Source organism: Collinsella aerofaciens (genome assembly GCF_005845035.1).
Taxonomy (GTDB): domain Bacteria; phylum Actinomycetota; class Coriobacteriia; order Coriobacteriales; family Coriobacteriaceae; genus Collinsella; species Collinsella aerofaciens_I.
The window spans coordinates 35,951-48,675 of the sequence record NZ_SPFO01000008.1 but is presented as its reverse complement, the minus strand read 5'-3'; the positions used below and the strand labels follow the sequence as shown (position 1 = coordinate 48,675).

Genomic DNA, 12,725 nt, shown 5'->3' with positions numbered 1-12,725 from the left:
AAACGCAAGGAGTCCCATGGATCTTATCGCCCAGCTCGCCCGCGAGCTCAACCTTAAGGCCGCCAACATCGAGGCGGCCGTCAAACTCATCGACGAGGGCAACACCATCCCCTTTATCTCGCGCTACCGCAAGGAAGCCACGGGCGGCATGGACGACGTCGCCCTGCGCGCACTCGACGAGCGTCTGTCTTACCTGCGCAATCTTGAGCAGCGCAAAGAGGACGTCATTCTGCTCATCGACGCCCAGGGCAAACTCACGCCAGAGCTTGAGCAGCAAATTCGCGAGGCCACGCAGCTCCAGCGTGTCGAGGACCTCTACAAGCCCTACCGCAAAAAGCGTATGACCCGCGCGCAGAAGGCCCGCGAGGCCGGCCTGGAGCCGCTTGCCAACATGATCATCATGCAGGCCTCGGCCAAGGGCAGCGCGCTCGATGCCGCCGCGGCCTACGTCAACGAGGACGCCGGCTTCAACACGCCCGAAAAGGCGCTCGCCGGGGCGGCGGACATCGTGGCCGAGACGGTGGCCGAGGACCCCGAGAACGTCGCCGACCTGCGCGCCTTTACGCAGAACACCGCCGATATCGTCGTCGAAGCCACAGACCCCGCCGAGAAGACCCCCTACGAGCCCTACTACAACTTTGACGAGCCGCTGCGCCGTATACCCAACCACCGCGTGCTGGCTATCGACCGCGGCGAGCGCGAGGGCAAGCTCCGCGTGCGCGTGAACGTCGACGGCGCCGCCGCCACGGCACGCCTCGGCAGCCGTTGGCCCCGACGCCAGGGCGTATTCGCGCCCGTCTTCGATGCCGCCATCGCCGACGGCTACAAGCGCCTCATGGCCCCCTCGCTGGAGCGCGAGGCCCGCGCCAAACTCACCGTTCGCGCCCAGACCGAGGCCATCAACGTCTTTGCCAAGAATCTCGAGGGCCTGCTCTCGGCACGCCCCGTGCGCGGCGCCCGCGTGCTCGCGCTCGATCCGGGCTACCGCACCGGCTGCAAGGTCGCCGTCATGGACGAGACCGGCAAGCTGCTCGACCACGGCGTGGTCTATCCCACCAAGCCGCGCCACGACGTCGCCGGCACCAAGCACGAGCTCGCCCGCCTCGTCAAGAAGGACGGCGTCAACACCATCGTCATTGGCAACGGCACCGCTAGCCGTGAGACCGAGGAAGTCGTCTCCGAATTCATCGCCGAGCAGGCGCCTGGACTGCGATACACCATCGTCAACGAGGCCGGCGCATCGGTATACTCCGCCTCCGAGCTCGCCAGTCAGGAATACCCCGACCTGGACGTCACCGTGCGCGGCGCCATGAGCCTGGGCCGCCGCCTGCAAGACCCGCTGGCAGAGCTCGTCAAGATTCCGCCCCAGTCCATCGGCGTTGGCCAGTACCAGCACGACCTTGACCAGGCCGAGCTTTCGCGCACCCTGGGCCACGTGGTGGAGGACGTCGTCAACCGCGTGGGCGTCGACGTCAACACCGCAAGCGCGAGCCTGCTGGGATACGTATCGGGCATCACGCCGAGCGTGGCCAAGAATATCGTGGCCTACCGCGAGGAAAACGGTGCCTTTACCGATCGCCGCCAGCTTAAGAAGGTCCCCAAACTGGGACCCAAGGCATATCTCAACGCCGCGGGCTTCCTGCGCATCAGCGGTGGCAAGAACCCGCTCGACGCGACAAGCGTCCACCCCGAGAGCTACGAGGTGGCAACGGCCGTCCTGGAGCGCGCCGGCGTTGCGGCAAGCGAGCTCAGCCGCGGCGGCGTGCCCGACATCGAGCGCCGTCTGGGCAGCATCTCGGCGCTGGCCAGCGACCTAGACTGCGGTACCCTGACGCTCATCGACATTGTCAACGAGCTCAAGAAGCCCGGTCGCGACCCGCGCGACGACGCGCCCGAGGTGGTCTTTAGCCGCTCAGCACTTTCCATCGATGACCTGGAGCCCGGCATGGAACTCAAGGGCACGGTGCGCAACGTCGTCGACTTTGGCGCGTTCGTCGACGTGGGCGTGCACCAGGACGGCCTCGTGCACATCTCCAAACTGGCCAACCGCTTTGTCAAGCACCCGAGCGACGTGGTGCGCGTCGGTGACACGGTCAAGGTGTGGATTGAAAAGGTCGATCGCGACCGCAAGAAGATCTCCCTCACCATGGTGCAGGGCAAGTAAACCGCCAAAGCAAAGGTACCCCCTGCAGCGACGTGCAAAATCGCGAGTATTCTGCAATTTCCGCCGTTCCGAACGCCCCACAGAGACAATAACGTCAAAAACAGCCCCCGTTTTAGCGACATTAGAGCCAGAACGGGGGCCGTTCCATGCTTCGGTTAACTGATAAAGACCTTTACCTTGCTGAATACTCGCGATTTTGCACGTCGCTACAGGGGGTACCCTTGCTTACGGCAGAATATGAAAGCCGAGCGAGGCGATATCCTTGGCAAAGCCGCGGACGGTGTCGAGCGAGACCTCGTACGGGTCGCGACCGATGTTCTTCCGCTTGGCCAGGATGCTGTTGGGCACCGTAATGATCTGGCAACCGCAGGCCTCGGCCTGGTAAATGTTGATGAGCTCGCGCGTGGACGCCCACAGGACCTCACAGTTGGGCTTGGCGGCGGCCTTCTTAACCGACTCCGTCATAAACGGAATGGGGTCGACGCCGGTGTCGGCGATGCGGCCGGCAAAGAGCGAGATGATGGACGGCGTCTCGGCGTCAACGGCCTCGACCATCTCATCGACCTGCGTAGGCGTAAAGATGGTGGTGACGTTGACCTTGATGCCGTCGGCGGAAAGCTTGCGGACCAGCTCGGCGGTGGACTCGCCCTTGGTGGTCACGCACGGAATCTTGACGTAGACGTTCTCGGCCCAGGTAGCGATCTCGCGGGCCTCGACCTCCATGGTCTCGACGTCGTCGGCAAAGACCTCAAACGAGACGGATACATCGGTGATGTGGGCCAGAACCTCCTTGGCAAACGCGCGGTAATCCGTCACGCCGCCCTTCTTCATAAGGGACGGGTTGGTCGTGAAACCCTGAACGTTGCCGTTCTCGTACATGTCGAGCATGCCCTCGAGATTTGCGCCGTCAGCGAACACCTTGATTGCCATCTGCCTGATTCCTTTCGCTTGCATAAGGCCATTGAGCTGGTAAACACTTTACCTACGTTTATCAAGGCGTGAGCTGCGGATTTTTACCTTGTCGGTGAACGGTATAAACACTTTAGCGTTTTTGAGCACACCCCTCCAGCGGCAAAACGATTTTGCAGTGTGGGCCAGGCCGAGCCGCCCGACGCGGGCGAACGGTAGCCGGATGGCTCACTTAAATCAAACCGAAATGCTTCATAGCCGTGACGGTGCCGTCGTGCTCGACGTCGTCGGTCACGTAGTCGGCGACGGCCTTAACCTCGGGCATGGCATTGCCCATGGCCACAGCCGTCTCCACGGCGGCGAGCATACCCAGGTCGTTGCCCGAATCGCCAAAGCCAAAGGTGCGCGCATTGCCCGCGCGACCCAGGTATTCCAGCGCGCGGGCCACGCCCACGCCCTTATTGATGCCCTTGGGGGTCAGCTCGCGATTCTTGCCACCGGTGTTGCACAGTTCAAAGTTTCGATCGATAAAACCGTCGTCATTGGCAATGCGTGCCAGATCCTGCGCAAACAAGCACACCTTGCCCACGCGCAGGCGGCCATCGATGCACATCTGATCGGCATCGTGCACCACGGGGGCGCCAGTCAAATACGACTGCTCAACGCCCGCAGGCTCCAACGCAAAAGTCGTGACATTGGTCTCGAACATACCCTCGGCGCCGGCAGCTGCCATGCGACGTGCGAGCTCCCCAACTACGTCCTCGTCAATGCAATCTTCGTGCACCACACGACCCTCGATCTCGAGCGTGGCCCCGCCCATGGCGACGATGCCTTCAGGGTCCAGTGCGCGCAGGCCGTCAGCGATGAGCCACAAAGGGCGACCCGTGCAGATAAACGCCTTGTGGCCCGCATCGCGCAGCTTGTGAAACGAATCAATCACCGCACGCGAAGGGCGAATTGCCGTGAGATCCTTGTCAGTCAGGTTATCGGGATCGAACGACGTCAGCGTGCCATCCACGTCAAAAAACAGCACAGCGGAATCGGGGCACGCATCGATCATATGAGTTCCTTTCGAGGACAAGAGCAAACGAAGCATCCATCATATAATGGAGCGACGCAACCAGAGAGGTCACCCATGGAATTTTACGCAAGCTGCCCCGAGGGCTTTGAGTCCGCACTCGCCGACGAGCTTAAACGGCTCGGGCTTTCGCATGTTCGCCGCCTCAAGGGCCGCGCCACGTTTGAGGGCGAGCTCGAAGAGGGCTATCGCGCATGCCTGTGGTCGCGCCTGGCAAGCCGTGTGTTTGTGGTGCTTGCGCGCTTTGAGGCGCAGGATGCCGACGAGCTGTACGACAGTGTGTACGACATTGCCTGGGAAAGCATCATCCGCCCCGGTGCCACCATCGCCATCACCGCTCGTGGCGTGACCGAGCAGCTGCGCAACACGCGCTTCTCGGCCCTGCGCGCCAAGGACGCCCTGTGCGACCGTCTGGCCGAAACCACGGGCCGTCGCGCCGACGTCGACGCCGCCGACCCCGATGTGCACCTGCTGCTTTCGCTGCGTCAGCGCCGCGCGAGCATGAGCCTGGACCTTTCGGGCGATCCGCTGTTTAAGCGCCTGCCGCCCGCCGCAACCCGTGCCGGCGAGGGCACGCACGTGCTGCGCCCCGACTATTCCGCACTGGTACTTTCGCAGGTCGGCTGGACTGCACTGTGCGAGCGCGAGCTGACGGCCGATGATTACGAAAACGAGGCCCTGCCCACGCTGATCGACGCTTCGTGCGCCGGCGGCGGCCTACTGCTTGAGGCCGCGAGCATCCTGACCGACCGCGCCCCGGGTGCTGCTCGCGAGCGCTGGGGCTTTGAGGGCTGGCAGCTGCACGATGCCGCTCTGTGGGAGCAGCTGGTTGCCGAAGTGCGCGAGCGCGAGGCCGCAGCCCGCGAGCGCCAGGCGCGTATCGTGGCCGTAGACGTTGACCCCGCCGCCCGCAAGACCGCCGAGCGCATGGTCAAGTGCGCCGGCTACAAGCGCTTTGTCGATTTTTGCGCCGCTAAGCCTGCCACCGTGCTGGACCATGTGGGCGCCGTCGCCGGCGCCGCCATCGTCGCGGATACCACCGAGACCCCGCTTTCGCTCATGCACGACGCCATGACTCTCATCGGTGAGCTGCGCCGCGCGCCCGAGCTCGCTTCGGCACCGGTCGCCGCGCTCACCCGCGACGGATTGCTGGCCCGCGTGCTCCACGCCGAGCCCGAGCGTTCGATCGCCATCATGCCCAACAACGAGGAGGCAACCGTCGAAGTCTGGTCCTCGCTCGACCACGCCGCCGCAGCGTTTGAGGCTGCGACCAGCGCAAACACCGAGGAGCAGACCGCGGACGCCGAAGACGAAGCCGCCAACACCCCCATGTCCGAACCTGCCGCCACGCTCGACTTGGGCGACGGCAAGCCGCTGCCCGTGCTCATCCCGGAGTCCGAGCAGTTCGCCAACCGCCTGCGCAAGAATGCCCGTCTGCGCCGCAAGTGGGCCAAGCGCGAGGGCGTGAGCTGCTACCGCGTCTACGATGCCGACCTGCCCGACTACTCCGCCGCCATCGACCTGTACGAGGGCTGCCCGCAGACGCCGGGCCGCTGGCTCGTCATCGCCGAATACGCCGCGCCCAAGACCATCGACCCCACGCTTGCCCAGGCCCGCATGCTCGACATTTTGGCCATCGCGCCGCGCATCCTGGATGTCCCCGCCGAGCACGTGCACGCCAAGGCCCGCATGCGTTCGCGCGGCGGCTCGCAGTACGGCAAGCAGGGCGCCGGCAAGGGCGGCTCGGGCGAGCGTGCCAACATCGCGCGCCGCCGCCTGCCGCTCATCGAGGAGGGCGGTCTCACCTTTGCCGTCAACTTTGACGACTACCTGGACGTGGGAATCTTCCTGGACCACCGCGTCACCCGCAACCTGGTCCGCGAGCACGCCAAGCAGGCGCGCCGTTTTCTCAACCTGTTTGCCTACACCGGCACCGCCACCTGCTATGCGGCCGACGGCGACGTTGAGGAGACGGTGACGGTCGATCTTTCCAACACCTACCTGGACTGGGCCGAGCGCAACATGCGCCAGAACGGCTTTGTGGGCCCGCAGCATCATTTTGTGCGTGACGATGTGCTCGCCTGGATTCGCGACCAGCGCCAGACGCGCAACCGCTGGGACCTAATCTTTGTCGACCCGCCCACGTTCTCCAACTCGTCCAAGATGGGCCGTCGCACCTGGGATGTCCAGCGCGACCACGTTGAACTGCTGGCCGGTGTGTCGCGCCTGCTCACACAGGGCAGCCATGCCATCTTTAGCTGCAACCTGCGCGGCTTCCGCCCCGAGACGCGCAAGCTCGCGCGCGCGGGCGTCGTGCTGGAGGACATCACCTCACAGACCATCCCCGAGGATTTCGCGCGCAACCAGAAGGTGCACCACTGCTACATCGTGCGCCGACTGCCCATCGAGGACGCCATGGCCGAGGTCGGCTTTAGCGCCGAGGAGATTGCCGAGCGAACCGAGGAGCTGCGCAACCCCGAGGCCCGCAAACCCCGTGCGGCAGTGCCCGCGCACGCGCAGACCGGCAACGGCAAGTCCAACTTTGCCGGCAAACCTTCCCCTGCCGGCAAGTCCAAAAAGAAGAAGTTCTACGCCAGCAAGCCCAAAGGCAAATAACAAAGTTGCGGTGGAATACGGACTGTTTTGCCTGGAATTAGGCAAATTTAGACCGTATTTCACCGCAACTCATATTGGGATGGTGGTTGGCGATCTAGCCTTGGGTGACCAGGCGATAACCGATACCCACGTGCGTTTGGATATAGCGCGGATGCGCGGGGTCGGACTCGATCTTTTTGCGCAGCGTACCCATAAAGACGCGCAGGCTCGCCAGGTCACTCTTAGTCGCCGTGCCCCAAATCTCGTGCAGGATAAACTGGTGCGTCAGCACCTTGTCGGCGTTGTGCGCCAGCAAGCAGAGCAACTTGTACTCGATCGGCGTCAGGTGCAGCTCCTCGCCGTCCATCGTAGCGATGCCGGCGTCAAAGTCGATATGCAACTCGCCGGTATCGAACGTGCCCTCGGACGCACCCATGCCAACCTGCGCATACGAAAGGCGCCTGAGCGTCGTGCGAATGCGCGCGAGCAGCTCCTCGACCGAAAACGGCTTGGTCAGGTAGTCGTCGGCACCGGCATCGAGTGCGCGGATTTTGTCCGCATCCTCGCTACGCGCCGATACCACGATAATCGGCATACCCGACCACGTGCGCACCGACTCCACCACCTTGACACCGTCCATGTCGGGCAGGCCCAGATCGAGCAGCACAATGCTCGGCGCCTGCGACGAGGCGGCGGCGATAGCGGCATGGGCGGTCTCCACGGCCATATGGCGCAAGCCGTGCGCCTCGAGCGCGGCAACGATAAGGTTGCGAACGGCGGGGTCGTCCTCAACGACCAAGATAAGCGGTTTTACGGCAGAGTTCGACACAGCGCTACTCCTTATCAAACGAAACGTCGGCGGCGGGAAGATCAATCGTAAAGACCGAGCCGTGCGGGTCCGCCGCGGCAACCTCTATGCTACCGCCATGCGCCAACGCAATGGAGCGGCAGAGCGAAAGACCCAAGCCCACACTGCGATGGCTGTCGGCAAGACCGTGGTTGGCGGTGTAGAACGACTCAAAAATCCGCTCGCGATCCTCGGGCGCGATGCCCGGGCCGTCATCGGCCACCGAGCACGTCACGTGCCCATCGTCGACGCTAATCGAGATCACGATATGCGAGCCTGCGGGTGTATAGGTGATGGCATTGTTCACCAGGTTCACCACCAGCTGCACCATCAGGCGCGCATCGACGTTGACGAGCGCCGGCTCGTCACACGGCACCACCTTAAGGTCGTGCTCGCGCACGGCCGGATTCACGTGGCGCAGCGCTTCTTCGACGATATCGTCCATGAGCTCAAGCGTGGTCGACAGGCGCATGCCACCGCCCTCGAGCTTGGTGATGGCGAGTAGGTTCTCGACGGTAGCGTTGAGCCATTGCGCATCCGAGCGAATGGACAGGAGCAGGCCGCGGCGCGTCTGGGCGTCGAGCACGGCGGTGCCGGTCGAGCCCTGGTCGAGCAGCACATCGGCATTGCCCGAAATACTGGTGAGCGGCGTGCGCAGATCATGCGAGATGGAGCGCAGCAGGTTGGCGCGCAGCTGCTCATTTTTGGCAAGCACCGCCGCCTCCTCGCGCGCCTCCATGGCGCGGGCGCGATCGAGCGCCAGCTCGCCTTCGCTCACGATGGCATCGGCCAGCATCCGCTCCTCGTGCGTCAGCACGTCGGGCGCGGCAACGATAGCCAGCACGCCCACCACCGAGGCGGGGTCGCCCGAGTGCACGAAGCCGTCGCCTGTGCGAACCGTCAGGTAGATGCCATAAAACGCCGAGCCGCCATAGGTGGCATCGAGCGGCGTTCCCACATAGGCGGACGCCGAGAGCCGCGGCGGCATCTGCGGCGCCAGTTCATGCACCGGCGCGGCGTCACCCACGGCCGTGTACGTCGCACGCGGCAGCAGGTCATCGCCCTCGGCGTCGGCGCTGTACCACACGACCGGACAGCCCGAAAGACGCGCCAGCTGCGTTGCCATGGCATGGACAATCTGCTGCTGATCGGCGCACCGCTGCAGCATACGGTTGGTCTCGAGCACCATATGCGTACGGCGGTCGCTGGCGGCAGCCTGTGCCAGGGCGCGGCGCAGGGCCAACGCAATCGAGCTCGACACAAGCGAGACCACAAACATGATGAAGAACATGCCGGGATAGACGCGGTCGATAAACGACAGCGAGTAGCGCGGATCGACAAACAAGAAGCTGTAGAGCGCCACGGCGGCAGCCGAGCTCAACAGGCAATACAGGCGGCTCCAGGTGAAAAAGGCGCACAGCTGCACGGCAAACACGTAGACGATCATGATGCTGGGAGCGAGACCGGGGCGGTCGAGCAGCACGCCCACAATCGTCGCCGCTAACAGCAGCCCCGCCGCCACGCAGATGTCGTACAGGGGGCCGCGACGCGTCGACGTCGTGCGCCGCCACCAGAAGTTTTCGGCAATATCGCCGTCCGCATGGACGTCCATCGACACCGCACCCCTCCCTCAAAAATAAAAACCACCACAAAGGGACAGGCACCTTTGTGGTGGTTTCCCTTGTGGTGGTTCCAAGTGTATAGCCTTTGCAGCCGGCGGTCGCTAGACAAACAGCACGTGCGCGAGCAGGGCACACACGCACACCGCTCCAAATACCAGTGCCACGATCGAGATCACGCGGTCGGCCATATCCATGTTGGCGCGGTTCGTCAAAAACCGATCTTCGGCGGCGTCGACACGTGCCTCGCGTACCAGCTCGGCAACCACCTCGCGGCCATCAAGCATCTTTGCATCCATGTTTGCCTCCCCGGTCTCAATCTTGTCCATCGAAAACCAACTCCGTGCAACCCGTCGGCGCCTACGGCCGCTCGTTGGGGGCCAGGCGCTGCATCTTGTTCACGGCCTTGAACTTGGTGAACAGCGGCACGTACTCAAAGCTCACGTTGGAGTTCTCCAGGCCGTACCAGCGTGCAGGCGTGCCGGCGGCGCGACGAATGATGTACTTGAGCGTGATGGCCGTACGCTCGCTCGGCTCCACATCGCTTTCGGGCGCCAGAAGCTTACGGATCAGGACGAACTTGAACGTACCGATGTTGCCCGGGTCCTTGTAGACCGAGTAGTCATGCGTCTGCGGCGGCAGCTCGCCGGTGGCAGCCAGGTCCTGAACGACCTGACGCAGATAGGCATTGACGCGCTGGTTGATCTTGTAGCCCAGGTACAGATGCACGCGGAACACGTAGTCGGTGCCGAACGTCTCGACCGAATAGGCAAAGGTGTGCGGTTCGTCCATGGTCTCGACATTCACAAACCACCAGGCGCGAGCGCGCTTGGGATGCTTGTCCAGAATCGAGTAGACGATGTCGCGGTCGATGTAGTCGGTATGGGTGTCCTTGGTCAGGTACACGATGTTGTCGCTCAGGCGCTCATAGCGATCGTCGTCGCGCAGGCGCTTGAGCTGCGGCAGGTAGCTGCGCAGCGGCAGCAGCGTAAACTGGCGCTGCTCAACAGCCGTACCGTTGTACCAGCACACCATGATACCCATGATGAGCGCGGCCATGAGGATGGTGAAATAGCCGCCGTGGAAGAACTTGGTGAGCGAGCTCACGAAGAAGAAGCCTTCGAGCAAAAGGAAGAAGGCCGCGAAGATCCACGGCGCGACCTTGAGCTTGCGCTCCTCGTGCAGGTAGAAGAAGAGCAGCAGCGTGGTGCACATCATGGTCAGCGTAATGGCAAGGCCGTAGGCGGCTTCCATATGCGCCGAGTTCTGGAACAGCAGCACCACGATGACGCAGCCCACGAGCATGACGTTGTTGACCATGGGGATGTAGAGCTGGCCTTTGGTCTCGGCAGGGTAGAAGACCTGCATGTGCGGCATGAGGTCCAGACGGCTGGCCTCGGACACCAGCGAAAACGCGCCGGTAATGAGCGCCTGCGAGGCAATGATGGCCGCGACGGTGGAAAGGCCGACGGCAAACGGACGCAGGCCCGGGGCGAGCATCTGGTAGAACGGGTTGAGGTCGGCAATGCCCATGAGCTCGGGGTTGGCAGCGTTGTTCATAAGCCAAGCGCCCTGGCCCATATAGGAAAGCAGCAGGCAGCACTTAACGAACGGCCAGGTAGCGTAGATGTTGCCGCGGCCGACGTGGCCCATGTCGGAGTAGAGCGCCTCGGCACCGGTGGTGGCGAGGAAGCAGCTGCCCAGAATCATGATGCCCGCATGGTTGTTGGGGCTCAGCAAAAAGGCGATGCCGCGCACCGGGTTGAGGCACAGCAGCACGGCGGGGTGCTGGAGGACAAAGAACAGACCCGTACCGCCCAAGAACAGGAACCACAGCGTCATGATGGGGCCAAAGGCGTGACCGATCTTGGCCGTACCGATGCGCTGCACCAAGAAGAGCACGATGATGATGGCGAGCGTAATGGCGACGACGCGACCCTGGTCATCGCCCAGCACGGCATGGACCGCCGGGATGGTGCGCAGGCCCTCGATGGCCGTGGTAACGGTAACGGCCGGCGTCAGGATGCCGTCGGCGAGCAGCGCGGCGCCACCCAGCATGGCGGGGATGATAAGCCACTTGCCGCAGCGCTTGACCAGGCTGTACAGGGCAAAGATGCCGCCCTCACCATGGTTATCGGCGCGCAGCGAGATGAGCACATACTTGATGGTGGTCAGCAACGTGACCGTCCACACGACAAGGGAGAGCGCGCCGAGCACGAACTCCTCCGTGACGCTTCCGATGCCGCCGTTGCCGGCAACGAGCGCCTTGGTTACATACATGGGGCTGGTGCCGATATCGCCGTACACCACGCCCAGCGTGACGAGCATCGCCGAGATGCTCACAGGAATCGCAGCGTGCGAGGCTGCCTCCTTGGCCTTTTGTTCCATAAGCCGGTTTCCTCCCAACTTTAATGTTCGAAGGGATTATAGGTAATCGGCCCATGTTTTAATGCACTGTTTTCCCAGCTAGATAAAGATTTATACAGTCTTTAGGCTACCGCGGCGATATGAAATGTGACAAAGGGACTATCCCCTTGTCACATTCGTCATTTTCCGAGCCAGTTTTTGAACCACCACTCCATGGAGCGGCTCATCTCGGCCATAAAGGGGCTCGTGTGCTTGCGGGTGTAGATATCCACCACGCGCTCGCCCACCTCGCGGGCGTGCGGGCGATACATCGCATCCATCTCGGCCACCTGCGCATCCATAGTCGCGTCGTCCGCACGGCAGTAGCGCTCCTCGTGCACCAGGTTCACCACGGGATGTGCAATGGCCGGGCGCTCCTTACGGGGCGTACCGATGATGAGCATCGACAGCGGCATGGTATAGGGCGGCAGATCGAGCAGCGCGGCAACTTCCTCGGCGTTCTCCACGATGTCGCCAATGTAGCAGCTCCCCAGGCCCAGAGCCTCGGCGGCAACCACGGCGTTTTGCGCAGCGATCACGGCATCCTGCGCCGCGATGGCAAAGTCGCCCAGACCCGGTGCGCGGCGGGGCGACTTGCCCGTGCGCTCGACAAACTCGGGCTCAAAGCAGCCCACGTGCTCAAACAGATCGATCCACTTGGCATAGTCGACCACAAATATTAGTGCCCAGGGCGCCTTGGCGATCATAGGCTGGTGGTCGCACAGGTCGGCCAGACGGTCCAGCGTAGCCTGCTCGCGAATGCTCACGATGGAATACATCATCATGGCGCCCGCCGACGGTGCGCGGCTCGCCGCATGCAAGATCGCCGCCCGCTGCTCGTCGGTCACCGCTACGGGACGGTCGCTGTCATCGCGCGCGAAAGCACGCGTGGACGAGCGGTGTTCCAACGTGTCCAGCACCGCATTGCCTGTCGTCTCGACCGGATAGCCACACGTATCCACAGCCTTGGTGCAAACCTGCTCGTCCATCGCCTCATCCTCGCTAATTCTTTAAGAAGCCTTTACGTTTCCGTGTAATTCCCGTCCATTATCGCGCAGGCCGCCACTACATTGCGCCACACTGTCACACCCGCGCGTTATTATGGCT

General features: G+C 63.1%; 9 protein-coding genes. 2 read left to right on the top strand and 7 right to left on the bottom strand.

Annotated features, from left to right (window positions below; all coding sequences use genetic code 11):
• The first annotated feature begins 16 nt into the window (after positions 1-16).
• Positions 17-2,164, top strand: a complete 2,148-nt coding sequence (locus FGQ67_RS05450) for a Tex family protein (RefSeq protein ID WP_138340500.1) — start codon at positions 17-19, stop codon at positions 2,162-2,164.
• A 225-nt stretch (positions 2,165-2,389) separates the two neighbouring features.
• Here FGQ67_RS05450 and FGQ67_RS05445 read toward each other — a convergent pair whose 3' ends face one another.
• Positions 2,390-3,094, bottom strand: coding sequence for a transaldolase (locus tag FGQ67_RS05445; protein ID WP_233543052.1), 705 nt, complete (start codon positions 3,092-3,094; stop codon positions 2,390-2,392).
• Between the two features lie 211 nt (positions 3,095-3,305).
• The gene (locus FGQ67_RS05440; RefSeq protein WP_171025213.1) at positions 3,306-4,133 is read right to left on the bottom strand and encodes an HAD-IIB family hydrolase; all 828 of its coding nucleotides are present in this window, start codon (positions 4,131-4,133) and stop codon (positions 3,306-3,308) included.
• 75 nt (positions 4,134-4,208) lie between these two features.
• Between FGQ67_RS05440 and rlmKL the strand changes: the two genes are divergently transcribed.
• Entirely contained in the window at positions 4,209-6,767 is a 2,559-nt protein-coding gene (gene rlmKL, locus FGQ67_RS05435) for a bifunctional 23S rRNA (guanine(2069)-N(7))-methyltransferase RlmK/23S rRNA (guanine(2445)-N(2))-methyltransferase RlmL (protein ID WP_138340497.1), read from the top strand.
• A gap of 94 nt (positions 6,768-6,861) precedes the next feature.
• On the opposite strand, the gene FGQ67_RS05430 is transcribed toward rlmKL, so the two are convergent.
• The 5 genes from FGQ67_RS05430 to FGQ67_RS05410 all read right to left on the bottom strand — a co-directional run bounded on the left by FGQ67_RS05430 (position 6,862) and on the right by FGQ67_RS05410 (position 12,607).
• Positions 6,862-7,575, bottom strand: a complete 714-nt coding sequence (locus FGQ67_RS05430) for a response regulator (protein ID WP_138340496.1) — start codon at positions 7,573-7,575, stop codon at positions 6,862-6,864.
• Between the two features lie 4 nt (positions 7,576-7,579).
• The gene (locus FGQ67_RS05425) at positions 7,580-9,205 is read right to left on the bottom strand and encodes a sensor histidine kinase (protein ID WP_138340495.1); all 1,626 of its coding nucleotides are present in this window, start codon (positions 9,203-9,205) and stop codon (positions 7,580-7,582) included.
• 111 nt (positions 9,206-9,316) lie between these two features.
• Positions 9,317-9,511: a hypothetical protein gene (locus FGQ67_RS05420; protein WP_171025212.1), complete on the bottom strand. Its 195-nt coding sequence runs from the start codon at positions 9,509-9,511 to the stop codon at positions 9,317-9,319.
• A 61-nt stretch (positions 9,512-9,572) separates the two neighbouring features.
• Positions 9,573-11,600 (bottom strand): KUP/HAK/KT family potassium transporter, encoded by a 2,028-nt coding sequence (locus tag FGQ67_RS05415; protein WP_138340493.1) that lies wholly within the window; start codon positions 11,598-11,600, stop codon positions 9,573-9,575.
• 158 nt (positions 11,601-11,758) lie between these two features.
• Positions 11,759-12,607, bottom strand: a complete 849-nt coding sequence (locus FGQ67_RS05410; protein WP_138340492.1) for a nitroreductase family protein — start codon at positions 12,605-12,607, stop codon at positions 11,759-11,761.
• Positions 12,608-12,725 lie beyond the last annotated feature (118 nt).